The following is a 26301-nucleotide window of genomic DNA, read 5'->3' as shown; positions in this document are numbered from 1 at the left end:
AGCTGTTCAGCTAATTGGTTTGAAAGGAACCGGAGGAATCATGACCAAGTCAGAATTGATTGAAAGACTTGCCAGTCAGCAACCGCATATCCCAGCTAAAGCAGTGGAAGATGCCGTAAAAGAGATGCTGGAGCATATGGCCACCACTCTTGCCCAGGGCGAGCGCATTGAAATCCGCGGTTTCGGTAGTTTTTCTCTGCACTATCGTGCTCCACGTACCGGGCGTAACCCGAAGACTGGTGATAAAGTCGAGCTGGAAGGTAAGTACGTTCCACACTTTAAGCCGGGTAAAGAACTGCGCGATCGCGCCAATATTTACGGCAACTGAGTTTAGCCATCAGGTTAAACTGGGTTCAAAAGAAAGCACCTCCGGGTGCTTTTTTTGTACTTATCGTTTTTATCCTGAAGCCGTGCCGCAATCCCCGTGTCGTTTTCTGCAAACCGACAAAAACAGTGCAGCGCGCGCTGTAACCTGCATTTTATTCAACTGACGCCTCTCTCCCTCTTCTTACATACTGCCGCCCTGAAAGAGGGAGGTCGTAATGGGAATTCCCACACTAAGTCTGTGCGCCATTCTGGCGATAGTGCCGCTACTCTGGTTACCTGAACTACCTGCACGGCATACTTTATGGATCATGGTTGCCGGCGGGTTGGTGCTGGGCTTACAGCGAAGCATCAGTCAGAAGTGTATCGGTATGGGGTTGTTATTTTGCGCGTGGGGTATTCTGGCTGCGCAGGAAAGCGTCTGGCCGATGCAGCATTTAACCACCGGTGCAGTCAAGGCAGAGGTGGAGATCACCGCCACCGATGGCGCAACGGTCCATCAGGGGAAAATCGTTGCACTTAATGGCAAACGCTGGTGGGCATCGACGGGCATCGTGTTGTATGGCAATTACCTGCCGCAAAAGGCCTGCGCGGGTCAGCGCTGGGCCATGACGCTCAGGCTCAGGCCTGTACACGGTGAACTGAACGACGGAGGATATGATCCTCAGCGAAATGCTTTTGCCCGGCATCAAACGTTGAGCGGACGTTTTACACGGGCAGAAATCATTGATGAACGCTGCAGCTTGCGTGCCCGCTATCTGTCATCGCTGCACGACACCCTTTCAGCCTATCGTTGGGGAGCGGTGATCCTGGGGCTGGGGATGGGCGAGCGCCTGGATGTGCCCCGGGAAATAAAAATACTGATGCGTGAAACCGGCACGTCGCATCTGATGGCGATCTCGGGTTTGCATATCACGCTGGCGGCTTCCATCATCTGGATGCTTGCCAGGGGTTTTCAGTTTTTATTGCCGTGTCAGTGGATCCGCTGGCAGATGCCTCTGCTTGCGGGACTGTGTTTTGCGGCCTTCTACGCATGGCTAACGGGTCTGCAGCCGCCTGCATTACGCACGGTCATCGCGCTTGCGGTGCTGGCCGCTCTGCGGATCGGCGCGCGTCAGTGGTCTGCATGGCAGATCTGGTGTAGCTGTATTGCAGCGATACTCATCGTTGATCCGCTGGCGGTGCTTTCTCAAAGCCTGGTGTTGTCAGCGTTTGCTGTCGCGGCGTTGATTTTCTGGTATCAGTGGCTGCCACTCCCCAGCTGGCGCTGGACTCACCGGGTGCGACCCCTGATAAATTTACTCTATCTGCAGGTTGGGATGTTGCTGCTGCTCCTGCCTTTGCAGGTGTCGATGTTCCATGGCTTCAGCGTCTCTTCGCTGGTAGCCAATCTCTTTGCCGTTCCGCTGGTGACCTTTATCTCGGTTCCGCTGATCCTGCTCGGTATGCTACTGCACCTGCTCCCGCTGGTCTCTCTGGAAACTGGCGTATGGTTTGCGGCAGATAAGTCCCTGGCCGGTTTGTTCTGGCTGCTGCAGCGTCTGCCTGATGGCTGGCAGGACGTCGATGAGCGCTGGCAGTACCTGACATTACTGCCCTGGCTGGCCATTATCGGCTGGCGTTTTCGCTCCTGGAAAAGCATGCCGGCGGTGTGTCTGACAGGAACTGTCGTGCTGGCATCCCCATTCATGCGAACGGAGAAAACCGATAGCTGGACGTTGCATATGCTGGATGTGGGGCAGGGGCTATCAATGGTTATTGAGCGGCAGGGTAAAGCGCTTCTATACGACACCGGTCCCGGCTGGCCTGGGGGAGACAGTGCGCAGCAGTTGATTATTCCTTGGTTACGCTGGCATCACCTGCAACCAGAGGGCGTTATTCTCAGTCACGAGCACCTGGACCATGCAGGTGGTCTGGCATCGCTGCAGGCGGCATGGCCAGACTTGTGGGTACGAAGCCCGCTGGGGTGGGCGCAGCATCTTCCCTGCATTCGCGGGCAGCAGTGGAAATGGCAGGGGTTAACATTCACCGTTCACTGGCCACCGGCTGGGTCCTCTGCCCAGGGTAACAATCGCTCCTGCGTGGTTAAAATTGATGACGGTGAGCAGAGTGTTTTGCTGACAGGGGACATTGAAGCGCAAGCGGAACAGGCTATGCTTAGCCATTACTGGCGTTATCTGACATCAACGGTGATCCAGGTGCCGCACCATGGCAGTAATACCTCCTCCTCGTTGCCGCTGGTACAACGTGTGGGAGGCGAAATCGCGCTGGATTCTGCGGCCCGTTACAATGCGTGGCGATTCCCGTCAGTGAAGGTGGTGAAGCGTTATCGAAAAGAGGGCTATGTCTGGCACGATACCCCACATTCGGGCCAAATATCGGTGACGTTTTCGCAACATGCCTGGCAAATCCGACAGTTGCGGGAGCAATATTTACCGCGTTGGTATCATCAGTGGTTTGGCGCGCCCGTCGATAACGGGTAGAATATGCGGCTATTTCAACAGATGCTGGTTTTTTGAATGCATAACGACAAAGATCTCTCCACGTGGCAAACCTTCCGCCGACTCTGGCCGATGATTGCACCTTTTAAAGCAGGTTTAATCGTGGCGGGTATAGCGTTAGTTCTCAACGCAGCCAGCGATACTTTTATGTTATCGCTCCTCAAACCGTTACTGGATGACGGTTTTGGTAAAACGGATCGCTCAGTGTTGCTATGGATGCCTCTGGTGGTGATCGGACTGATGATCTTACGCGGTATCACCAGCTATATTTCCAGTTATTGCATCTCCTGGGTGTCAGGAAAAGTGGTCATGACAATGCGCCGTCGGCTGTTCAGCCACATGATGGGCATGCCGGTGGCCTTCTTTGACAAACAATCGACGGGTACGTTGCTGTCACGTATTACCTATGACTCAGAACAGGTGGCATCCTCTTCCTCCAGCGCACTGATTACCGTTGTGCGTGAAGGTGCGTCAATTATCGGTCTGTTCGTGATGATGTTCTATTACAGCTGGCAGCTGTCGCTGATCCTCATCGTGCTGGCTCCGGTTGTTTCTGTCGCGATCCGCGTCGTTTCAAAGCGTTTTCGCAATATCAGTAAGAATATGCAGAATACGATGGGGCAGGTGACCACCAGCGCTGAGCAGATGCTGAAAGGACATAAAGAGGTGTTGATTTTCGGCGGGCAGGAGGTCGAAACAAAACGCTTCGATAAAGTCAGCAACAAAATGCGTCTGCAGGGGATGAAAATGGTCTCGGCCTCTTCAATCTCTGATCCCATTATTCAGCTGATTGCCTCTCTGGCTCTGGCATTCGTCCTGTATGCGGCAAGCTTCCCGAGCGTAATGGAAACACTGACTGCGGGGACCATCACCGTTGTGTTCTCTTCCATGATTGCGCTGATGCGTCCGCTGAAGTCGCTGACCAACGTTAACGCCCAGTTCCAGCGCGGGATGGCTGCATGCCAGACGCTGTTCAGCATTCTGGATTCCGAGCAAGAGAAAGACGAAGGCACTCGCGTCATTGAGCGCGCAAAGGGCGATGTCGAATTCCGCAACGTGACCTTCACTTACCCTGGCCGTGAAGTTCCAGCATTACGTAACATCAACCTGACCATTCCGGCAGGCAAAACCGTTGCGCTGGTCGGCCGTTCTGGTTCGGGTAAATCGACGATTGCCAGCCTGATTACCCGTTTCTACGACATCGATCAGGGTGAAATTCTGTTAGACGGTTACGACCTGCGGGAATACACCCTGCAGTCGCTGCGTAACCAGGTTGCGCTGGTGTCTCAGAACGTGCATCTGTTCAACGATACTGTTGCGAACAACATTGCCTATGCGCGCACTGAAGAGTACAGCCGCGAGCAGATTGAAGAAGCCGCTCGCATGGCCTATGCCATGGACTTTATTAACAAGATGGACAACGGCCTGGATACCATCATCGGTGAGAATGGGGTTCTGCTCTCCGGTGGTCAACGCCAGCGTATCGCCATCGCCCGTGCACTGCTGCGTAACAGCCCTATTCTGATCCTTGACGAAGCAACCTCTGCTTTGGATACAGAATCTGAACGTGCAATTCAGTCTGCGCTGGATGAACTGCAAAAGAACCGTACATCACTGGTGATTGCGCACCGCCTGTCAACGATTGAACAGGCTGACGAAATCGTTGTTGTGGAGGATGGGGTCATTGTAGAACGCGGTAGCCATACCGATTTACTGGCACAGCGTGGTGTTTACGCTCAGCTCCATAAGATGCAGTTCGGCGAATGATTGCCCGCATCTGGTCCGGTGAGTCCCCGCTGTGGCTGCTGCTTCTGCCGCTCTCCTGGCTGTATGGTCTGGTGAGCGGCATTATCCGTCTGCTTTACCGTCTGGGGCTAAAGCGGGCGTGGCGTGCGCCAGTGCCGGTTGTCGTGGTGGGCAACCTCACGGCAGGGGGGAACGGTAAAACCCCTGTGGTCATCTGGCTGGTTGAGCAACTGCAAAAGCGCGGCATCCGCCCCGGCGTGGTGTCGCGAGGTTACGGCGGCAAAGCGGCGCACTATCCACTGCTCCTGTCGCCGGTCACGACGACCGCCGAGGCGGGGGATGAGCCAGTATTGATTTATCAGCGTACTGGCGCGCCTGTCGCAGTCTCTCCGGTGCGTAGTGATGCTGTTCAGGCGTTGCTTGCCGAACACGACGTGCAAATAATTATTACCGATGACGGTCTGCAGCATTACGCGCTGGCGCGTGATAAAGAGATTGTGGTCATTGATGGCGTCCGCCGTTTTGGCAACGGCTGGTGGCTGCCTGCAGGCCCCATGCGTGAACGCGCTTCGCGCCTGAAGTCCGTGGATGCGGTGATTGTTAACGGCGGTGCGGCACTGCCGGGGGAGATCCCGATGCAACTCCAGCCAGGCATGGCAATTAACCTGTTGACCGGTGAACGACAGGCCGTTTCCCGGCTACCCGCGCTGGTCGCGATGGCAGGTATTGGTCATCCTCCGCGTTTCTTCGCAACGCTGGAACAGTGTGGTGCCCGCCTTGATAAACGTGTTCCGCTGGCCGATCACCAGGCGCTGGTGGCGGAGCAGGTAGACGCGTTGACAACATCCGGTCAGACATTAATCATGACCGAAAAAGATGCGGTGAAATGCCGCGCTTTTGCGAAAGAAAACTGGTGGTATCTGCCGGTTGACGCTGAACTCAGCGGCGAGCAGCCGGAACACTTGCTCCAGGAACTGATTGCGTTGGTGCATTAAGAGCTTACGCGGTTCTGGTGGCGCTTTGACTGACAGGAAAACGCATGTCTTTACCGCAACTCTCGCTTTCAGCCGCACGTAACTTGCACCTTGCTGCGCAAGGACTTCTTAAAAAGCCCCGTCGCCGCGCGCAGCCTGCCGATATCCTTACTACCGTGCAACGCATGTCGTTGTTGCAAATCGACACCATCAACATTGTGGCTCGTAGCCCCTACCTGGTGCTGTTCAGCCGGCTGGGCAATTATCCGCCTCAGTGGCTCGATGATGCGCTCAGCAAGGGAGAGCTGATGGAATACTGGGCACATGAAGCCTGTTTCCTGCCCCGCAGCGATTTTGCCCTGGTTCGCCACCGTATGCTTGCCCCGGAAAAAATGGGCTGGAAATACCGGCAGGCGTGGATGCACGAGCATGCGGCTGAAATTGAGCAGCTCATTGCCCATATCGCGGAAAAGGGGCCAGTACGTTCCGCGGATTTTGAACATCCACGAAAAGGGGCAAGCGGCTGGTGGGAATGGAAGCCGCACAAGCGTCATCTCGAAGGGTTGTTTACATCAGGCAAGGTGATGGTAGTCGAGCGGCGTAATTTTCAACGGGTGTACGACCTGACGCAGCGGGTGATGCCTCACTGGGACGACGAGCGCGACCTGCTCACACAGGAGGCAGCCGAAGCCGTCATGCTTGAAAACAGCGCCCGCAGTCTGGGTATTTTCCGTCCGCAATGGCTGGCCGATTATTACCGTCTCCGACAGCCCGTGCTGAAACCGTTGCTGGATAACTGGCAGCGTGAACAGCGGGTTATCCCGGTCTCTGTAGAGAGGTTGGGCGAAATGTGGCTGCATGCGGATTTACTCGCGCTGCTGCCACAAGCTGAAGCAGGTAAACTTCAGGCAACCCATAGCGCTGTGCTGTCACCTTTTGATCCGGTGGTCTGGGACAGAAAACGGGCCGAGCAGCTGTTTGATTTCAGCTACCGGCTGGAGTGCTACACTCCCGCGCCAAAGCGCCAGTACGGTTACTTTGTTTTGCCCCTGCTGCACAAGGGACAACTGGTAGGGCGCATAGATGCCAAAATGCACCGTAAAACCGGCACGCTAGAGGTCATTGCGCTGTATCTGGAAGAGGGCGTCAGGGTAACCGCGACCCTGGAAAAAGGGTTAACATCCGCCATCAATGATTTCGCCTGCTGGCAGAAGGCCTGTGAAGTGACGCTGGGCCGCGTGCCTGACGGGCTCTTTACATCCTGTCGAAGTGGCTGGGAAACAGGCACGCCCTGAAAAGGGAATGTGATAAGCTTTAGCGATTACCCATACGGAGGAACTATGGATCACCGTTTACTTGAAATTATTGCCTGCCCGGTGTGCAACGGCAAACTCTACTATAGCCAGGACAAACAAGAGCTGATTTGCAAACCGGACAGCCTGGCGTTCCCGCTGCGTGACGGTATTCCGGTACTGCTGGAAAACGAAGCCCGTTCCCTGGTGGCTGAAGAGAGCAAACCATGAGCTTTGTCGTCATTATTCCTGCCCGTTACGCCTCAACGCGTCTGCCGGGTAAGCCGCTGGTAGATATCAACGGCAAGCCAATGATTGTGCATGTCCTTGAACGCGCCCGTGAGTCCGGCGCTGACCGTATTATCGTGGCCACCGATCATCCTGATGTTGCGCGTGCGGTTGAAGCCGCAGGCGGGGAAGTATGCATGACCCGTGCCGATCACCAGTCTGGTACTGAACGTCTGGCTGAAGTGGTTGAGAAATGCGCGTTCAGCGACGATACGGTAATCGTTAACGTGCAGGGCGACGAACCGATGATCCCGGCGGCGATTATTCGTCAGGTGGCGGAAAACCTGGCGCAGCGTCAGGTTGGCATGGCAACTCTCGCGGTACCTATCCACCACGCGGAAGAAGCGTTCAACCCGAACGCGGTGAAGGTTGTGACGGATGCGGAGGGCTATGCGCTCTATTTCTCCCGTGCCACCATCCCGTGGGATCGCGATCGCTTTGCGGTGTCCAGAGAGACCATTGGCGATACCTTCCTGCGCCATATTGGCATCTACGGCTATCGCGCTGGCTTTATTCGCCGGTATGTAACCTGGACACCGAGTCCGCTGGAGCATATTGAAATGCTGGAACAGCTTCGTGTGCTCTGGTACGGCGAAAAGATCCACGTTGCCGTCGCCGAAGAGGTGCCTGGTACAGGCGTAGACACCCCAGAAGATCTTGAGCGCGTTCGCGCTGAATTGCGTTAATCCTTGCGGCATCCCTCTTTTGGGAGGGATGCACTCCGCCGTTTATTTTCTCTTATCTTTTCCATAATTGATCTCCGCAGGGTGACATCTGCGTCCTGCGCGCTCATTATAAAAGCAGTAGTCTTAATGGGGGTAATCTCATATGGAACAGCTGCGTGCCGAACTGAGTCACCTGCTTGGCGAGAAGTTAAGCCGGGTGGAATGTGTAAGTGAAAAGGCAGATACCGCGCTCTGGTCGTTGTACGACAGTCAGGGAAACCCAATGCCGCTGATGGCCCGAAGCTTTACCTCGCCGGGTGTGGCCAGGCAGCTCGCCTGGAAAATTTCAATGCTCGCGCGGCAAGGAACCGTGCGTATGCCGACGGTTTATGGGGTGATGACGCATGAAGAGCACCCCGGTCCGGATGTTCTGCTGATTGAGCGTTTACGCGGAGTATCCGTTGAAGCCCCGGCGCGTACACCGGAGCGCTGGGAACAGCTGAAAGACCAGATTGTGGAGGCTCTGCTGGCCTGGCACCGGCAGGATAGCCGTGGCCTTGTGGGACCCGTCGACAGCACTCAGGAAAATCTCTGGCCGCTGTGGTATCGCCAGCGGGTGGAGGTGCTGTGGGGAACGCTTAATCAGTTCAACAACACCGGCTTGACCATGCAGGATAAACGTATCCTGTTCCGCACCCGGGAGTGTTTACCGGCGCTGTTTGAGGGCTTTAACGACAACTGCGTGTTGATACACGGTAATTTTACCCTGCGTAGCATGCTTAAAGATTCTCGTAGCGATCAGCTTCTGGCGATGCTGGGGCCAGGGGTCATGCTCTGGGCTCCGCGCGAGTATGACCTGTTCAGGCTCAGCGATAGCGCGGCCGCTGAAGGCTTGCTGTGGCACTATCTGCAGCGCGCGCCCGTTGCGGAGGCGTTTCTCTGGCGGCGCTGGCTTTATTTATTGTGGGATGAAGTGGCGCAGCTGGTGAATACCGGACGTTTCAACCGCGCCAACTTTGACCTTGCGACAAAATCACTCCTGCCCTGGCTCGCCTGAGGAGCCTTTCAGCCACTGCCAGATGCGTCCCAGCGTCTCATAGCCGACGCGATCGCTATGCATCAACCACATTGGGGACGGGATCACCCGTTCCCATGGGTTGAGCGGGGCGTTAATGGCCATCTGGTTCGCCGGCGCGGGAAGCGGGTGCAGACCTTGTTTTTCGAAGAAAATCATTGCCCTTGGCAGATGTGAAGCAGATGTCACCAGTAAGAACGGAACATCGCCAATAGCCTGTTTCACCGCGGCGGCTTCTTCTTCGGTATCTTTCGGACTGTCCAGCGTGATAATAGCGGAGCGCGGCACGCCGAGGGATTCTGCCACCCTGGCGCCGGCTTCAGCCGTGCTGACCGGGTTGGTTTTGGCTGGCGCGCCAGTGAAGATCATTTTCGATCCCGGATTAGCCAGCCACAGGCGAATACCTTCGTTCAGGCGCGGCAGGCTGTTATTGATCAGGTTAGAGCTGGGGGCCCAGTTTGGATCCCAGGTATACCCGCCGCCCAGCACCACGATGTACTCCACTTTCTGGTTTCCCTGCCAGGTTGGGTAGGTGTTTTCGATGGGACGTAACAGTTTGTCTGCAACGGGTTGCAGGCTCAGCAGCAGCAGTACCAGCCAGCCGAAGGTGATCAGCGTTTTGCCACTTTTCTGAAAGCGACTAAACCACACCAGCCCCAGCCCCAGCGCGATGATGAGCAGCAGTAGCGGAAGGGGAAGCATCATGCCTCCAATGTATTTCTTCAGGGTAAAAAGCATCCTTTTTGGTTCCTTTTTTAACCATATAGCAGGCGAATGCCCGTGATATTACACCAGAGAGGTTCATTCTCCGTGCGGGTGTGACAAAATAGCGGTTTTGCAGTTAGCGAGTGGAACTCTCCCAATGCGGGATCGCAATTTTGATGACATCGCGGAAAAGTTTTCGCGCAACATATACGGCACCACAAAAGGGCAGTTACGTCAGACGATCCTCTGGCAGGATCTGGACACCATTCTGGCCACGTATGGCGGTCAAACGTTGCGCGTGCTTGACGCCGGAGGCGGTGAAGGGCAGACGGCCATAAAAATGGCTGAGCGCGGTCATCACGTCACACTTTGCGATCTTTCTGCTGAGATGGTTGCGCGTGCCACGCGTGCAGCAGAGGAGAAAGGTGTGAGCGACAACATGCATTTTGTACAATGCGCCGCTCAGGACATCGCACAGCATTTGGAAACCCAGGTTGATCTGATATTGTTTCATGCGGTGCTGGAATGGGTAGCCGATCCGTTAAGCGTGTTACAAACCCTGTGGTCGATGCTACGCCCGGGCGGTACGCTGTCGCTGATGTTCTACAATGCTAACGGCTTCCTGATGCACAACATGGTTGCGGGCAACTTCGACTATGTTCAGGCCGGAATGCCGAAAAAGAAAAAGCGCACGCTTTCCCCGGACTATCCGCGCGATCCCCAGCAGGTTTACGGCTGGCTGGAAGAGATTGGCTGGCAGATAACCGGGAAGACGGGCGTCAGGGTGTTTCATGATTATCTGCGTGAAAAACACAAACAGCGTGACTGTTTTGACACCTTAACAGAATTAGAAACGCGGTATTGCCGTCAGGAACCGTTTATCAGTCTTGGCCGCTATATTCACGTCACCGCGCACAAGCCGCAGATGCAAGGATAACCTATGAGTGAATTTTCCCAGACAGTCCCCGAACTGGTTGCCTGGGCCAGGAAAAATGATTTCTCCATCTCGCTGCCGGTAGACAGACTCTCTTTCCTGCTGGCGGTTGCCACGCTGAACGGCGAACGACTCGATGGCGAAATGAGCGAGGGTGAACTGGTGGATGCGTTCCGCCATGTGAGTGATGCGTTTGAGCAAACCAGCGAAACCATTAGCGTGCGTGCCAACAACGCAATCAACGATATGGTGCGTCAACGTCTGCTGAACCGCTTTACCAGCGAGCAGGCGGAAGGTAACGCCATTTATCGACTGACGCCACTGGGCATCGGCATTACCGATTACTACATCCGCCAGCGTGAGTTTTCCACGCTGCGTCTTTCCATGCAGCTCTCGATTGTGGCGGGTGAACTCAAGCGTGCAGCCGATGCCGCGGATGAAAACGGTGATGAATTCCACTGGCACCGCAACGTCTACGCGCCGCTGAAATATTCGGTAGCGGAGATTTTTGACAGTATCGATCTGACCCAACGTCTGATGGACGAACAGCAGCAGCAGGTGAAAGATGATATCGCGCAATTGCTGAATAAAGACTGGCGTGCGGCCATCTCCAGCTGTGAGTTGCTGCTGTCGGAAACCTCCGGCACGCTGCGTGAGTTGCAGGATACGCTGGAAGCCGCAGGCGATAAGCTCCAGGCCAACCTGCTGCGCATTCAGGATGCGACCATGGCACATGACGATCTGCATTTTATCGACCGTCTGGTCTTTGATTTGCAGAGCAAGCTCGATCGCATCATTAGCTGGGGCCAGCAATCGATTGACCTGTGGATCGGTTACGATCGTCACGTACATAAATTTATCCGTACCGCCATCGATATGGATAAAAACCGCGTCTTTGCTCAGCGTCTGCGTCAGTCTGTTCAAACCTACTTCGATGCGCCGTGGGCGCTAACCTACGCCAATGCCGATCGTCTGCTTGATATGCGTGACGAAGAGATGGCGTTGCGTGATGAAGAGGTAACCGGTGAGCTGCCGCCGGATCTGGAATACGAAGAATTCAACGAAATTCGTGAGCAACTTGCGGCCATGATCGAAGAACAGCTCGCTGTCTACAAAACCAGACAGGTACCGCTGGATCTTGGTCTCGTGGTGCGCGACTATCTGGCGCAATATCCTCGCGCGCGCCACTTCGACGTTGCCCGCATTGTGGTAGATCAGGCGGTTCGCCTGGGTATCGCGCAAGCAGATTTCACCGGACTGCCGCCGAAGTGGCAGCCGATTAACGATTACGGAGCCAAGGTACAGGCGCATGTCATTGACAAATATTGAACAAGTGATGCCATTAAAGCTGGCACAGGCGCTGGCGAATCCGTTATTTCCGGCGCTGGACAGCCAGCTGCGTGCCGGTCGTCATATTGGCCTCGACGAGCTGGATAATCACGCCTTTTTGATGGACTTCCAGGAGTATCTGGAAGAGTTTTACGCACGCTATAACGTTGAGCTTATCCGCGCGCCGGAAGGTTTCTTCTACCTGCGTCCGCGTTCCACCACGCTTATTCCGCGCTCCGTGCTCTCTGAGCTGGATATGATGGTCGGCAAAATTCTGTGCTACCTCTACCTCAGCCCGGAACGTCTGGCAAATGAAGGGATCTTCACCCAGCAGGAGCTTTACGATGAGCTGTTGACGCTGGCAGACGAAAGCAAGCTGCTGAAGCTTGTGAACAACCGTTCAACGGGGTCGGATCTCGATCGTCAGAAATTGCAGGAAAAAGTTCGCTCTTCTCTGAACCGTCTGCGTCGTCTGGGGATGGTCTGGTTTATGGGCCACGACAGCAGCAAATTCCGCATTACGGAATCTGTTTTCCGCTTCGGTGCCGACGTGCGTGCGGGCGACGACGCGCGTGAAGCGCAGCTTCGCATGATCCGCGACGGTGAGGCGATGCCGGTGGAAAACCATTTGCAGCTCAATGACGAGCCTGAAGACAATCAGCCGGATAGCGGGGAGGAAGAGTAATGATTGAACGCGGTAAATTTCGCTCACTAACGCTGATTAACTGGAACGGTTTCTTTGCCCGAACCTTTGATCTCGATGAGCTGGTGACAACGCTCTCCGGCGGTAACGGTGCGGGTAAATCCACCACCATGGCGGCCTTTGTGACGGCGCTGATCCCTGATTTGACGCTGCTGCACTTCCGTAACACCACCGAAGCTGGCGCGACAAGCGGCTCCCGCGATAAAGGCCTGCACGGTAAGCTCAAAGCTGGCGTCTGTTATTCGGTGCTGGATGTGATCAACTCCCGTCACCAGCGTGTGGTGGTGGGCGTGCGTCTGCAGCAGGTCGCCGGTCGCGATCGAAAAGTGGATATCAAACCGTTCGCGATTCAGGGCCTGCCAACCTCAATGCAGCCAACGGCGCTGCTGACGGAAACGCTCAATGAGCGCCAGGCGCGCGTACTGACGCTGCAGGAGCTGAAAGACAAGCTCGAAGCTATCGAAGGCGTGCAGTTCAAGCAGTTCAACTCAATTACCGATTACCACTCCCTGATGTTCGATCTGGGCGTGGTGGCGCGTCGTCTGCGTACCGCATCCGACCGCAGCAAATATTACCGTCTGATTGAAGCCTCCCTGTACGGCGGGATCTCCAGCGCCATTACCCGCTCCCTGCGCGACTACCTGTTGCCGGAAAACAGCGGCGTGCGTAAGGCCTTCCAGGACATGGAAGCCGCGCTGCGTGAAAACCGCATGACGCTGGAAGCGATTCGCGTTACCCAGTCTGACCGCGATCTGTTTAAACACCTGATCAGTGAAGCCACCAACTATGTGGCGGCGGACTATATGCGTCACGCCAACGAGCGCCGCGTGCATCTCGATCAGGCATTAGAGTACCGCCGCGAGCTGTTCACCTCCCGTAAACAGCTGGTGGCCGAGCAGTATAAGCACGTTGAAATGGCCCGTGAACTGGGCGAACACAACGGGGCTGAAGGCGATCTGGAAGCCGATTATCAGGCCGCCAGCGATCACCTGAACCTGGTTCAGACCGCGCTGCGCCAGCAGGAAAAAATCGAGCGCTACGAAGCCGATCTCGATGAACTGCAAATTCGTCTCGAAGAGCAAAACGAAGTGGTGGCCGAAGCTGCCGACATGCAGGAAGAGAACGAAGCGCGTGCCGAAGCCGCCGAACTGGAAGTGGATGAACTGAAAAGCCAGCTCGCCGATTACCAGCAGGCGCTGGACGTGCAGCAGACGCGAGCGATTCAGTACAACCAGGCCCTGCAGGCATTGCAGCGTGCGAAAGAGCTATGCCATCTGCCTGACCTGACGCCGGACAGCGCCGACGAATGGCTGGACACCTTCCAGGCGAAAGAGCAGGAAGCCACGGAAAAACTGCTCTCCCTGGAACAGAAAATGAGCGTCGCGCAGACCGCGCACAGCCAGTTTGAACAAGCTTATCAGCTGGTGGTGGCGATTAACGGCCCGCTGGCGCGAAACGAAGCGTGGGACGTAGCTCGCGAGTTGCTGCGCGACGGCGTCAACCAGCGTCATCTGGCCGAGCAGGTGCAACCGCTGCGTATGCGTCTGAACGAGCTGGAACAGCGTCTGCGCGAGCAGCAGGAGGCCGAGCGTCTGCTGGCCGAGTTCTGTAAGCGTCAGGGTAAACATTACGATATTGACGATCTCGAGGCTCTGCACCAGGAGCTTGAAGCCCGTATCGCCGCCCTTTCCGATACGGTATCCAGCGCCAGCGAACAGCGGATGACGCTGCGTCAGGAGCTGGAGCAGCTTCAGTCCCGCTCGCAGACGCTGTTGCAACGCGCACCCGTCTGGCTGGCGGCGCAAAGCAGCCTGAACCAGCTCAGCGAACAGTGCGGTGAAACGTTCGAATCCAGCCAGGAAGTGACCGAATATCTGCAACAGCTGCTGGAGCGCGAGCGCGAGGCGATTGTTGAGCGTGATGAAGTTGGCGCGCGCAAGCGCGAGGTTGACGAAGAGATTGAACGCTTAAGCCAGCCGGGCGGTGCGGAAGATGCCCGCCTGAATACGCTGGCGGAGCGTTTCGGCGGCGTACTGCTGTCAGAAATTTATGATGACGTGGGTCTGGACGATGCGCCGTACTTCTCCGCGCTGTATGGCCCGTCGCGTAACGCTATTGTGGTGCCGGATCTGTCTCTGATTGCCGAACAGCTCGAAGGGCTGGAAGATTGCCCGGAAGATCTCTATCTGATCGAAGGGGATCCGCAGTCGTTCGATGACAGCGTGTTCAGCGTTGACGAGCTGGAAAAAGCGGTAGTGGTGAAAATCGCTGACCGTCAGTGGCGTTACTCGCGCTTCCCGGAACTTCCTCTGTTTGGCCGCGCCGCGCGTGAAAGTCGTATTGAGAGCCTGCACGCTGAGCGTGAAACACTGTCTGAACGTTTTGCGACGTTGTCGTTTGACGTGCAGAAAACCCAGCGCCTGCATCAGGCATTTAGCCGCTTTATCGGTAGCCATCTGGGAGTGGCCTTTGAGGCTGACCCGGAAGCGGAAATTCGCAAGCTTAACACCCGCCGTGGCGAGCTTGAGCGCGCGATTGCCAGCCATGAAAATGACAACCAGCAGAGCCGCGTTCAGTTTGAACAGGCGAAAGAGGGCGTTGCTGCCCTGAACCGCATTCTGCCGCGTCTGAATCTGCTGGCGGACGATACGCTGGCTGACCGTGTGGATGAAATCCAGGAACGTCTGGATGAAGCGCAGGAGGCTGCGCGCTTCGTGCAGCAACACGGTAATCAGCTGGCGAAGCTGGAGCCGGTCGTTTCGGTGCTTCAGAGCGATCCAGAGCAGTTTGAGCAGCTAAAAGAAGATTATGCCTGGTCCCAGCAGGTGCAGCGTGAAGCACGCCAGCAGGCGTTTGCCCTGACGGAAGTGGTGCAGCGTCGCGCTCACTTCGGCTACTCTGACTCGGCGGAAATGCTGAGCGGTAACAGCGATCTGAACGAGAAATTACGCCAGCGCCTTGAGCAGGCTGAAGCAGAACGTACGCGTGCCCGTGAAGCGATGCGTAGCCACGCGGCCCAGTTGAACCAGTACAACCAGGTTCTGGCCTCGCTAAAAAGCTCCTTTGATACCAAGAAAGAGCTGTTAAACGATCTGCAAAAAGAGCTGCAGGATATCGGCGTCCGTGCCGACAGCGGGGCAGAAGAGCGGGCGCGTGTTCGTCGTGATGAGCTGCATGCCCAGCTGAGCAATAACCGTGCGCGTCGTAATCAGCTGGAAAAAGCGCTGACCTTCTGTGAAGCGGAGATGGATAACCTGACCCGCCGCCTGCGCAAGCTGGAGCGCGACTATCACGAAATGCGCGAGCAGGTGGTATCTGCGAAGGCAGGCTGGTGCGCGGTGATGCGCATGGTGAAAGACAATAATGTTGAACGCCGTCTGCATCGTCGTGAACTGGCGTACCTCTCTGCGGATGAACTGCGATCGATGTCGGATAAGGCGTTGGGTGCGCTGCGTCTGGCGGTGGCCGATAACGAACATCTGCGCGATGTGCTGCGTATGTCTGAAGATCCGAAGCGTCCTGAGCGTAAAATTCAGTTCTTCGTGGCGGTATACCAGCATCTGCGTGAGCGTATTCGTCAGGACATCATCCGTACCGACGATCCGGTCGAAGCCATTGAACAGATGGAAATTGAACTGGGGCGCCTGACGGAAGAGCTAACCTCCCGTGAGCAGAAGCTGGCTATCAGCTCCCGTAGCGTGGCGAACATCATCCGCAAGACCATTCAGCGCGAGCAGAACCGTATTCGCCAGCTGAACCAGGGTCTGCAGAGCGTATCGTTTGGTCAGGTGAACAGCGTACGTCTGAATGTAAACGTCCGTGAAGCGCACTCTACGCTGCTGGATGTGCTCTCTGAGCAGCATGAACAGCATCAGGATCTGTTTAACAGCAACCGTCTGACCTTCTCTGAAGCGCTGGCGAAGCTGTATCAGCGTCTGAATCCGCAGATTGATATGGGGCAACGTACGCCGCAAACCATCGGTGAAGAGCTGCTGGATTACCGTAACTACCTGGAGATGGAAGTTGAGGTTAACCGTGGTTCAGACGGCTGGCTGCGTGCGGAGTCCGGGGCACTGTCGACCGGTGAAGCTATCGGTACCGGGATGTCGATTCTGGTGATGGTGGTGCAGAGCTGGGAAGATGAAGCGCGTCGTCTGCGCGGCAAAGATATTTCCCCATGCCGTCTGCTGTTCCTTGATGAGGCAGCGCGTCTGGATGCCCGCTCCATCGCCACGCTGTTTGAGCTCTGCGAACGTCTGGATATGCAGCTCATCATTGCGGCACCGGAGAATATCAGTCCGGAAAAAGGCACTACCTATAAACTGGTGCGTAAAGTGTTCCAGAACAGCGAGCACGTTCATGTTGTAGGCCTGCGTGGCTTTGCTCCGCAGCCGCCGGAGTCCTTACCGGATGCGGCTGACGTCTCTTAGTCTATCTGGCATCAATAATGCAGCCGTCTTTCTTGCCAGGAGACGCTGCGCTTATCCGGCCTACATGGTGCAATGATATCAACAGATTGCGCATTTCATTGTAGGCCCATGCAAGCGTAGCGCCTTCGGGCGAAACGCACAAATGCGCTTTGTCAGCAGTCCGACGCAGCCTTTAGGGCTGCGTTTTTACTTTTCAAGTTAGATATTTTTAAATCATTATTAAATTAATATAATTATCGTCAGTTAATAAGTTTTCTTATGTGATTTATTTTCTTTTTGAATAAGTTATATTGTATTTTTACCTTATTAAAGAAAACTATCCTTATTTATATTCAAGGCGTTTATTGTTTGTGGCGGAGATGGCCTCTTTACACCATGTCAATATCTCCTGTGGCATTGAGAACGATGGCGTGATTAATATATTATTTGTAGGTAATAAACTTCTTTTAGTGAGACCTGTAATATGAAGCCAAGAACAAGGAAGTTGCTTGCTGTAATGCAAATTATATTACAGCTTCTTCCCCCCTCATCGTTACTCTATTTATCTCCAATATTTAACGCTACTGCACAAGAAATAAAATCCTCTTCTGAAAAACAGCAACCTGCAAATAATGGCGAAGAAAGCGCGAACAGCGTGGCTCAGGCAGCCGTTCAGGCAGGCTCCCTGCTCAGCAGTGACAATGCCTCTGATGCCCTTGGCAGTGCAGTAGTCTCCGCCGCAACCGGCAAGGCCGCCTCCAGTGTACAGGAGTGGCTGAGCCAGTTTGGTACCGCCCGGGTCAATATCAGTACTGACGAACATTTCACCCTCAGTGATTCCGATCTCGATTTACTGGTTCCTCTATATAACGGAAAGGAAAATCTGCTATTCACCCAGCTGGGCGGCCGTCGCCACGATGACCGGAATATTGTGAATGGCGGGTTTGGCTACCGCCATTTTAATGATGGCTGGATGTGGGGTACCAATATTTTTTACGACCGGCAGATTTCAGGTAATCAGCATCAGCGTCTCGGCCTGGGTACCGAACTGGGATGGGATTATCTGAAAGTTTCCGCTAATGGTTATTTACGTCTGAGTGACTGGATGTCCTCATCCCGCTATGAAGATTACGACGAGCGCGCGGCGAACGGGTTTGATATTCGTGCCACCGGCTATTTACCGGCGTACCCGCAGTTAGGGGCCAATATTATTTACGAGCAGTACTTTGGCGACAGCGTCGGCCTGTTCGGGGATGATGAAGACGATCGTCAGAAAGACCCTTATGCCGTCACGCTCGGCGTCAACTACACGCCTGTTCCACTGGTGACGATGGGCCTGAACCAGAAGATGGGCAAGAGCGGTGAAAACGATACCCAGGTGAACCTGGCCCTGACCTGGACGCCGGGCGTGCCGCTGAGTGCCCAGCTTGACCCGTCGCAGGTGGCGCTGCGCCGTACGCTGCAGGGCGGGCGGATGGATCTGGTCGATCGCAACAACAACATTGTTCTGGAGTACCGTAAGCAGGAGCTGATTTCCCTCTCACTGCCACCGAAACTGGAAGGGGCTGAGCAGTCAAAACAGTCCGTGACGGCGAAGGTGAAAGCGAAGCACGGTCTTGACCGCATTGCGTGGCAGGGTGACAGCTTCTTCAGCCACGGCGGGAAAATTACCGCAGGTGGCAGTCCGGAGCAGTTTGTGATGACGCTGCCGGTATGGCAGGGCAGCGGCAGTAACAGCTACACCCTGAGCGCCACCGCATGGGATAAAAACGGTAATGCCTCGAAACCTGCGCAGATGAACGTTACGGTGAACGGGATTGACGTCAACACCCTGCAGTCCACCACGACGGTTTCGCCGGCGAAGGTACCGGCAGACGGCAAAAGCACTGCCGTGGTGAGCGTGACGCTCAAAACCGGTGCGGGTGAGGCGGCAACGGGTCTGGCTTCTCGCCTGACGGCGACGCTGAGCTCTTCGGTCACCGCTGCCGCGAAAACGGCGGATGCGACGTCCGACAGGGTGCCGGCGATGGGGGGCTTTACGGAATCCGGCAGCGGCGTCTATACGGCCACGCTGACCAGCGGCACCACGCCGGATACCCTAACTATCCAGCCGCTGATTGACGGTACCATCAAACTGGCCACCGCGAAGCTGATTGAAGAGGCAACGGTGGTGATACCGCAACTGACCACGCTCGATGCCTCGGCCACCAGTGCACTGGCGAGCGGCAGCGCGCCGGTTACGCTGACGGCACATGTGACGGACCAGTACGGTAAGGCGCTGAAAGACGCCGTGGTGAACTGGTCTGCAGACAGTACGCAGGCGGTACTTTCCGCGTCACAGACCAGCACCGATGAGACCGGAGCCGCACAAATCGAAGTGACCAGTCAGGATGTCATCACCACGGTGGTGACGGCACAGCTGGAAGGTGGCAATGCCCTGAATTCGCCGTCTCTGACGTTTACTGCAGACATGTCGACGGCAAAAGTGGTGGCAGTTGACAGTGAAAAAGCGCAGGTGGTGGCGAATAATACCGATACCGACACGGTCACGGCGCAGGTCACGGACGGCTTCAGCCATCCGCTCGCAGGCGTGACCGTGAACTGGACGGTCGAGAAAACGGACGATACGCCGGTTGCCACGAAAACCTCGGTCTCAGACAGCAGCGGTAATGCGGTGCTTTCACTGAAATCCGCCAGAACCGGTTCCGTCACGGTGAATGCTGAAGTGAATGGCACAACTCAGGAAACGGACCCGATCACCTTTGTGGCCGATGCCAGCTCGGCAGCCGTCAGCCAGATTACGCCTGACAAAAAGCAGGCGCTGGCGAACGGTACGGACAGCATTACCTATGTAGCGACGGTGACGGACGCGAAAGGGAACGCCGTTGCGGGCGTGACGGTAAACTGGTCATCCGATAATGCCGACGCGAAGCTGAGTGCCGCGCAGACCACCAGCGACAGCAGCGGCAAATCGCACATCACCGTGACCTCGCAGAAGGCGGGTGCGGTGGTGGTGAGCGCCGGCACCAGCAGCAGTACGCTGAAACAGGCAGACAGCGTCTCGTTCACGGCTGACAGCAGCAGCGCGACGGTCACGGCAATCGAAAGCAACCGCCAGTCGGCGCTCGCAAACGGTACGGACGGTATTGTGCTCAGCGCAACCGTTAAGGATGCCAACGGTAACCCGCTGCAGAATGCGGATGTCAGCTGGACGAGCTCGCCGGCAACTGGAAAACTCTCCGCCGACACCACGAAAACCAGTGCTGACGGTATCGCGAAGGTGACCCTGACCTCTGCCGATGTCGCGACCTACAGCGTGACGGCAGGTATTAATGCCTCGACGAAAACGGCGTCCGGCCTGTCCTTTATCGCCGACACCAGTACCGCGCATCTGGATAAACTGACGACCTCAGCCACCCGCGTACTGGCGGACGGTAAAACCGCCATCACCCTGACGGCGAACGTTGTCGATCAGACCGGCCACCCGGTGAAAGACGAGCAAATCAACTGGAGCGCGGATAACGCCAGCGCGAAGCTGTCTGCCACGCAGTCGGTGACGGACGACCAGGGGCAGGCTCAAATCCAGGTCACCAGCGCTGATGTGATCACCACGGTGGTGATGGCTCAGCACAACCAGGCTGAGGCGCTGAAAACCGACCCGCTTAGTTTTATCGCCGATACGGCGTCGGCGAAGGTGATGAGCATCAGCAGTGAAAAGGACCAGGTTGTCGCCAACAACATCGATACCGATACGGTTACGGCACAGGTGCTTGACAGCTACAGCCACCCGCTGAGTGGCATCACGGTGAACTGGCATGCGAAACAAACGGACGGCACCTCAGTGAAAAGCACCACCTCGGTGACCGACAGCAGCGGAAATGCCACCTGGACGCTGAAGTCAGCGAAAACCGGCGCGGTAATCGTATCGGCGGATGTCAGCGGCACGGCGGCGAAAGAGACCGGGCAGATTACCTTTGTGGCAGACAGCAGCACGCAAAGCGTAAGCGTCCTGACGGCGGATAAACCGCAGGCCACGGCGAACGGCACGGATAAAATTACCTATACCGCGACGGTAACGGATGCGCAGGGGAACGTGGTGCCGGGGTCAACGGTCACCTGGTCTGCAGACAGTGCTGACGCGAAGCTGAGCGCCACCCGGACCACCAGCGGTGCTGACGGTACGTCGCAGATTACCGTGACGTCCGTTAAGGCAGGCGATGTGGTGGTGACGGCGCAGACCAGCGAGGCGACGGCGAAAGCGGCGGATAAGGTCACCTTTGTGGCGGATACCACGACGGCGCAGGTCGCTTCCATTACCAGCGATAAACCGTCCGCGCTGGCCAACGGAACGGATGCCATCACCGTCAGCGCCACGGTCACCGATAAAAATGGTAACCTGTTGGCCGGCGTGGATGTGGACTGGTCGGAAACCTGGCAGGTGACGCCAGCGACCGGAAAACTGTCGGCCGACACCACGAAAACGGATAACAGTGGCGTGGCGAAGGTGCAGCTCACCTCAGAAGACGTGGCGAAGTATACCGTGGTGGCCGGTATTAACGGGACCAGCCAGTCACTGGAAAACCTGAGCTTTACGGCGGACAGCAGCACGGCACAGGTCTCCTCCCTGACGGCGGACAAAACCACGGATATTGTGGCGGAGAAAGACACGGTGACCCTGACGGCGCTGGTCGTGGATGCACAAAATCATCCGGTGCCGGATGCGACGGTGAACTGGAGCAGCAGCGAGCCGGACAGCAACTTCAGCGCGAATTCGACGGTGACCGGGAGTGATGGCAAAACGTCAGTCACCTTCAGCAGCCTGAAGGCGGGCAGTATCGATGTGACGGCAACAACCGGCAGCAGCAGTAAGGTGCAGACGCTGCAGGTCATCGGGAACCAGGCCACGGCGAAGGTGACCGGCATTACGGCGGACAAACCGCAGGCGGTGGCGGACGGCACGGAAACCATCACCTGGACGGCATCCGTAACGGACGCCAACGGTAACGTGCTGACGGGCGCCACCCTGAACTGGAGCACCAGCCTGGACGGCGTGACGTTAACACCTGCCAGCAGCGATACGGATGCGGGGGGTAAGGCGACCACCGCAGGGACATCGCTGAAAGCCGGAACGGTGAAGGTGACGGCGACGCCTGTCAGTCACACCAGCGGCCAGAAAACAAGCGGTGATGCGAAATTTGTGGGTGATCCGAAAACGGCGAAGCTGATCTCCCTCACGCCGTCTTCCACCCGCGTGGTCATCAACGGTATGGGGGTGACCTACACTGCATTAGTGAAGGATGTAAATGATAATCCAGTAACGGGTACAACTGTTTCATGGACGACTAACATTAACACGCTTTCAGCAACCGAAAGCGTAACGGATAGTGTGGGGCAAGCCACCGTGAATTTACATGGGGGAACACGTGGTCTGGCTACGGTTACTGCTGTTGCAAACGGTACAACATTGAAGAACAGCAGCGTAACATTTACCGACGTTGTGCTATATGACTGGAATATTAGCGGGTCTTCAGGAACGTATAAGGGCGATAAAATTCGTGACAATCCTTCTATTGGATTCGTCGTCACAGGGAAAACACAGGGGCCAACAACGCTTCAATGGGGGGGATCACAACCTTCAACACTGATTGTCCCTATGGCTGATGACGATGGCGTTATACACAACGTAACGTTTACAGGTGTAAGACAGGAGGCTTGTGGTACACATTCTTTTAATAATGCTGTGGTATGTAGTGATGGCGGCGATAACGCTAGTTACCCTCAAATAACGTATGCGGCTGATGCTAATGAAGATCTTCCTGTTGGGCATTATACCGGGCATATTACATTTAACGGTGTCGAGTGGCATACCATGAGTCCGTTACTGGCCTACGATATCACCACATCCCTGACCGTAGAGTAAATCCTTCCCCTGCAGCCGCTACGCTGCGGGGGTTTTTCTTTTATCGCTTAACTTCTTTCCTTCGCTGCGTTATCTTTAAACTTCTTTACATAAGGTAAGGCAACTGCGTTTGTGCCTTCCTATAATGAATAAAAGCCCCAGTGTGATGGGCATGTCGTGAGAAAACAGGGGGCAAGGGATGTTGCTAAAGAAAAGTCGTGGTCATCAGCTGTCAGCGTTGAGTTTGTGTCTGGCGGTGATGTTTGCTCCACTGTTAAGCGCTCAGGCCGATGAGCCTGAAGTTGTACCGTCAGACAGTTCCGCGACGATGGGTGCGCAGCCGACGTCGCTGTCACAACCGCTGGATCAATCTCCGGCGACGGCCATTTTAGCGGGTATCAGACCGCTACCCGAAGGTATCGACACCGGCGCGCTCCGCCAGCAGCTTCTTACCGGGCTTCCTGCAGGTTACACGCCTGCTTACATTAACCAGCTTACGCTGCTTTATGCCGCGCGTGATATGAAGCCGATGTGGGAAAACCGGGACGCCGTGCGCGCTTTTCAGCAGCAGCTGGCGGAAGTCGCCATTGCAGGTTTTCAGCCGCAATTCACCACCTGGGTTGAACTCTTGACCGATCCGGCCGTTACCGGTCAGGCGCGTGATGTGGTGCTGTCTGATGCCATGATGGGCTACCTCCAGTTCGTGGCGGGCATTCCGGTCAATGGCAACCGCTGGTTATACAGTCAAAAACCGTACAAGCTGGCGACGCCGGCGCTGTCGGTCATTAACCAGTGGCAACTGGCGCTGGATAACGGTGACCTGCCGCGCTTTATCGCAAGCCTGGCACCGGCCCATCCGCAGTATGCCACCATGCATCAGTCGCTGCTTGAGCTGGTTGCGGATTCCCGCCCGTGGCCTCAGGTGCGTGGCACAACCACGCTTCGTCCGGGACAGTGGAGCAGCGATGTCCCGGCGATCCGCGAAATTATGAAACGCTCCGGCATTCTCGAAAGCGGTCCTAAGATTGCGCTGCCCGGCGACGATACGCAAAGCGCGGTCGTCAGCCCGTCGGCCCCGGTAAAAGAGAAACAGGCCGTTGCGCAGAGCAACAAACCCGCCGCCTACGATCGCGAACTGGTCGCGGCGGTTAAGCAGTTCCAGGCCGCGCAGGGGCTGGGCGCAGACGGGGTGATCGGTCCATCAACCCGCGACTGGCTGAACGTCTCGCCTGCCCAGCGTGCTGGGGTGCTGGCGCTGAATATCCAGCGTTTACGTCTGCTGCCGGGAACACTGTCGACCGGGATTATGGTGAATATACCAGCGTATTCGCTGGTTTATTATCAGAACGGTAGCGAGGTGCTGGCGTCGCGTGTGATTGTCGGACGTCCTGACCGTAAAACGCCGATGATGAGCAGTGCCCTGAATAACGTGGTGGTAAACCCGCCGTGGAACGTGCCACCGACGCTGGCGCGCAAGGATATACTGCCTAAGGTCTGGAACGATCCTGGCTATCTGGAGCGTCATAACTATACGGTGATCCGCGGCTGGAACAGCAAAGAGACGATCGATCCGTGGATGGTTGACTGGTCAACGATTACGCCGTCAAACCTGCCATTCCGTTTCCAGCAGGCACCGGGTGCGCATAACTCGCTTGGGCGCTATAAATTCAACATGCCAAGTTCGGACGCTATCTATCTGCATGATACGCCGAACCATAACCTGTTCCAGAAAGATGCCCGCGCGCTCAGCTCAGGCTGCGTCCGTGTGAATAAGGCATCGGAACTGGCGAATATGCTGTTGCAGGATGCGGGCTGGAACGACACGCGGATCTCCGATGCCCTCAAGCAGGGGGACACCCGTTACGTTAACATTCGACACAATATACCGGTTAATCTTTACTATCTGACGGCGTTTGTTGGTGAAGATGGACGTACCCAGTATCGTACAGATATTTACAATTATGATCTCACAGCGCGATCCGGCGCACAAATTTTGCCAAAAGCTGAACAATTAATCAGGTAAATGAAGCAGTTCGGGAAAATAGGTTGTCGTAAGTTAGGGCAAATACGTGGCGATATGGCTGGAAGCCGCGTGTTTGCTGGGGTTGGGTGCCTTGACGTCGTCGGCTTTGCCAGTTAAGGTGCCCTTCGTGCGCTAAGCATATTACGATTTCTTTGACCTGTAGACCTGATTATCATGGACAAATTTGACGCTAATCGCCGCAAACTGCTGGCGTTAGGTGGCGTTGCGCTCGGCGCAGCGGCCATCCTGCCGACGCCAGCATTTGCCACCCTCTCGACACCTCGTCCGCGTATTTTAACGCTCAACAATCTGCATACTGGTGAGTCGCTAAAAGCGGAATTCTTCGATGGCAGAGGCTATATTCAGGATGAATTAGCAAGACTTAACCATTTTTTCCGTGATTTCCGCGCGAATAAAGTAAAAGCCATCGACCCAGGATTATTTGACCAGTTATTCCGCCTTCAGGGCCTGCTGGGTACCAGCAAGCCGGTGCAACTCATTTCGGGTTATCGTTCCATTGATACCAATAATGAATTGCGCGCCCGCAGCCGTGGGGTAGCGAAAAAAAGCTATCACACCAGGGGACAGGCAATGGATTTCCATATTGAAGGCGTTTCGTTAGCCAATATTCGCAAAGCTGCGTTATCTATGCGCGCAGGTGGTGTAGGATATTACCCAAGTAGTAACTTTGTGCATATTGATACCGGTCCAGTTCGGCACTGGTAATAACGAAACACAGGAGCAGTATGAACTATCGTATTATTCCGGTTACGGCGTTCTCCCAGAATTGTTCATTGATCTGGTGTGAGCAAACCAAACTGGCCGCGCTTGTCGATCCCGGCGGTGACGCTGAGAAGATCAAACAGGAAGTTGCAGAAAGCGGTGTGACGCTGATGCAGATTTTACTGACGCATGGTCACCTTGACCATGTCGGCGCAGCGGCGGAGCTGGCACAGCACTATGGAGTGCCGGTGATCGGTCCGGAAAAAGAAGATGAGTTCTGGCTGCAGGGTTTGCCAGCCCAAAGCCGCATGTTTGGCCTCGATGAGTGTCAGCCATTGACGCCCGATCGCTGGTTAAACGAAGGAGAGCGTGTGAACGTAGGGAATGTGACTTTACAGGTGTTGCATTGTCCTGGGCATACGCCAGGCCATATTGTCTTCTTTGATGACCAGTCCCGTCTGCTGATTTCCGGAGATGTGATTTTCAAAGGTGGCGTAGGGCGCAGCGATTTTCCGCGTGGCGACCACGGACAGCTGATCCAGTCGATTAAACAGAAGTTATTGCCACTGGGTGATGACGTGACGTTTATCCCTGGACATGGCCCGATGTCGACGCTGGGCTACGAGCGGGTGCATAACCCCTTCCTTCAGGATGAAATGCCTGTCTGGTAAATCCGGATAATAAAAAAAGCCTGCATAGCGCAGGCTTTTT

Annotated in this window: 16 protein-coding genes and 1 pseudogene; 16 read left to right on the top strand and 1 reads right to left on the bottom strand. The window is 55.7% G+C overall.

Features of this window, described 5'->3' with window-relative positions:
• The first annotated feature begins 40 nt into the window (after window positions 1–40).
• The 8 genes from ihfB (at window position 41) to AX755_RS05300 (ending at window position 8847) form a co-directional block, all read left to right on the top strand.
• Entirely contained in the window at window positions 41–328 is a 288-nt protein-coding gene (gene ihfB / locus AX755_RS05335; RefSeq protein ID WP_003858233.1) for an integration host factor subunit beta, read from the top strand.
• A 214-nt stretch (window positions 329–542) separates the two neighbouring features.
• Window positions 543–2807 (top strand): ComEC family protein, encoded by a 2265-nt coding sequence (locus AX755_RS05330; RefSeq protein ID WP_062856415.1) that lies wholly within the window; start codon window positions 543–545, stop codon window positions 2805–2807.
• 36 nt (window positions 2808–2843) lie between these two features.
• On the top strand, window positions 2844–4592 hold the full coding sequence (msbA, locus tag AX755_RS05325; RefSeq protein ID WP_023621029.1) for a lipid A ABC transporter ATP-binding protein/permease MsbA: 1749 nt from the start codon (window positions 2844–2846) through the stop codon (window positions 4590–4592).
• Window positions 4589–5566, top strand: a complete 978-nt coding sequence (lpxK, locus tag AX755_RS05320; RefSeq protein ID WP_062856414.1) for a tetraacyldisaccharide 4'-kinase — start codon at window positions 4589–4591, stop codon at window positions 5564–5566. The genes msbA and lpxK overlap by 4 nt, the downstream gene beginning before the upstream one ends.
• A 44-nt stretch (window positions 5567–5610) precedes the next feature.
• Window positions 5611–6840, top strand: a complete 1230-nt coding sequence (locus tag AX755_RS05315) for a winged helix-turn-helix domain-containing protein (RefSeq protein ID WP_062856413.1) — start codon at window positions 5611–5613, stop codon at window positions 6838–6840.
• Between the two features lie 45 nt (window positions 6841–6885).
• Window positions 6886–7068, top strand: a complete 183-nt coding sequence (gene ycaR / locus AX755_RS05310; protein WP_013097300.1) for a protein YcaR — start codon at window positions 6886–6888, stop codon at window positions 7066–7068.
• Entirely contained in the window at window positions 7065–7811 is a 747-nt protein-coding gene (gene kdsB, locus AX755_RS05305; RefSeq protein ID WP_062856412.1) for a 3-deoxy-manno-octulosonate cytidylyltransferase, read from the top strand. The genes ycaR and kdsB overlap by 4 nt, the downstream gene beginning before the upstream one ends.
• 142 nt (window positions 7812–7953) lie before the next feature.
• Window positions 7954–8847 (top strand): YcbJ family phosphotransferase, encoded by an 894-nt coding sequence (locus AX755_RS05300; RefSeq protein ID WP_013097298.1) that lies wholly within the window; start codon window positions 7954–7956, stop codon window positions 8845–8847.
• Here AX755_RS05300 and elyC read toward each other — a convergent pair.
• Entirely contained in the window at window positions 8824–9603 is a 780-nt protein-coding gene (gene elyC, locus AX755_RS05295) for an envelope biogenesis factor ElyC (RefSeq protein ID WP_013097297.1), read from the bottom strand. The two genes, AX755_RS05300 and elyC, sit on opposite strands and share 24 nt — an antisense overlap.
• A 124-nt stretch (window positions 9604–9727) precedes the next feature.
• Here elyC and cmoM point away from each other — a divergent pair.
• From cmoM to AX755_RS05255, 8 genes and pseudogenes are all read left to right on the top strand, one after another.
• Window positions 9728–10518: pseudogene (gene cmoM / locus AX755_RS05290) on the top strand (tRNA uridine 5-oxyacetic acid(34) methyltransferase CmoM).
• A complete protein-coding gene (mukF, locus tag AX755_RS05285) occupies window positions 10511–11833 on the top strand; it encodes a chromosome partition protein MukF (protein WP_013097295.1) in 1323 nt (440 codons plus the stop codon). The pseudogene cmoM and the gene mukF overlap by 8 nt, the downstream one beginning before the upstream one ends.
• Window positions 11814–12518 carry a chromosome partition protein MukE gene (gene mukE / locus AX755_RS05280; protein ID WP_013097294.1) on the top strand — a complete coding sequence of 235 codons (705 nt, stop codon included), beginning with the start codon at window positions 11814–11816 and terminating at the stop codon, window positions 12516–12518. Before mukF ends, mukE begins: the two co-directional genes overlap by 20 nt.
• Window positions 12518–16966: a chromosome partition protein MukB gene (gene mukB, locus AX755_RS05275; protein WP_062856410.1), complete on the top strand. Its 4449-nt coding sequence runs from the start codon at window positions 12518–12520 to the stop codon at window positions 16964–16966. The genes mukE and mukB overlap by 1 nt, the downstream gene beginning before the upstream one ends.
• Window positions 16967–17600: 634 nt before the next feature.
• Complete coding sequence (locus AX755_RS05270; RefSeq protein WP_231883349.1) at window positions 17601–22865, top strand: Ig-like domain-containing protein; 5265 nt, start codon at window positions 17601–17603, stop codon at window positions 22863–22865.
• Between the two features lie 178 nt (window positions 22866–23043).
• Window positions 23044–24867, top strand: coding sequence for a L,D-transpeptidase (gene ldtD, locus AX755_RS05265; RefSeq protein WP_062856408.1), 1824 nt, complete (start codon window positions 23044–23046; stop codon window positions 24865–24867).
• A gap of 174 nt (window positions 24868–25041) precedes the next feature.
• The gene (locus tag AX755_RS05260) at window positions 25042–25593 is read left to right on the top strand and encodes a YcbK family protein (protein ID WP_013097290.1); all 552 of its coding nucleotides are present in this window, start codon (window positions 25042–25044) and stop codon (window positions 25591–25593) included.
• Between the two features lie 20 nt (window positions 25594–25613).
• On the top strand, window positions 25614–26261 hold the full coding sequence (locus AX755_RS05255) for an MBL fold metallo-hydrolase (protein WP_013097289.1): 648 nt from the start codon (window positions 25614–25616) through the stop codon (window positions 26259–26261).
• Window positions 26262–26301: the final 40 nt, after the last annotated feature.

Origin of the sequence: Enterobacter sp. SENG-6, assembly GCF_001605945.1 — a bacterium.
Classification (GTDB): Bacteria; Pseudomonadota; Gammaproteobacteria; order Enterobacterales; family Enterobacteriaceae; genus Enterobacter; species Enterobacter cloacae.
Note: the sequence above shows the minus strand (reverse complement) of the source record. Positions and strands in the feature narration are given on the sequence as shown.

Coding starts and splice junctions, on each gene's coding strand:
- AX755_RS05330 (WP_062856415.1), top strand. CDS start 543: ATGGGAATTCCCACACTAAGTCTGTGCGCCATTCTGGCGATAGTGCCG.
- lpxK (WP_062856414.1), top strand. CDS start 4,589: ATGATTGCCCGCATCTGGTCCGGTGAGTCCCCGCTGTGGCTGCTGCTT.
- AX755_RS05300 (WP_013097298.1), top strand. CDS start 7,954: ATGGAACAGCTGCGTGCCGAACTGAGTCACCTGCTTGGCGAGAAGTTA.
- ihfB (WP_003858233.1), top strand. CDS start 41: ATGACCAAGTCAGAATTGATTGAAAGACTTGCCAGTCAGCAACCGCAT.
- AX755_RS05315 (WP_062856413.1), top strand. CDS start 5,611: ATGTCTTTACCGCAACTCTCGCTTTCAGCCGCACGTAACTTGCACCTT.
- mukF (WP_013097295.1), top strand. CDS start 10,511: ATGAGTGAATTTTCCCAGACAGTCCCCGAACTGGTTGCCTGGGCCAGG.
- mukE (WP_013097294.1), top strand. CDS start 11,814: ATGTCATTGACAAATATTGAACAAGTGATGCCATTAAAGCTGGCACAG.
- kdsB (WP_062856412.1), top strand. CDS start 7,065: ATGAGCTTTGTCGTCATTATTCCTGCCCGTTACGCCTCAACGCGTCTG.
- AX755_RS05260 (WP_013097290.1), top strand. CDS start 25,042: ATGGACAAATTTGACGCTAATCGCCGCAAACTGCTGGCGTTAGGTGGC.
- ldtD (WP_062856408.1), top strand. CDS start 23,044: ATGTTGCTAAAGAAAAGTCGTGGTCATCAGCTGTCAGCGTTGAGTTTG.
- msbA (WP_023621029.1), top strand. CDS start 2,844: ATGCATAACGACAAAGATCTCTCCACGTGGCAAACCTTCCGCCGACTC.
- ycaR (WP_013097300.1), top strand. CDS start 6,886: ATGGATCACCGTTTACTTGAAATTATTGCCTGCCCGGTGTGCAACGGC.
- elyC (WP_013097297.1), bottom strand. CDS start 9,603: ATGCTTTTTACCCTGAAGAAATACATTGGAGGCATGATGCTTCCCCTT.
- AX755_RS05255 (WP_013097289.1), top strand. CDS start 25,614: ATGAACTATCGTATTATTCCGGTTACGGCGTTCTCCCAGAATTGTTCA.
- mukB (WP_062856410.1), top strand. CDS start 12,518: ATGATTGAACGCGGTAAATTTCGCTCACTAACGCTGATTAACTGGAAC.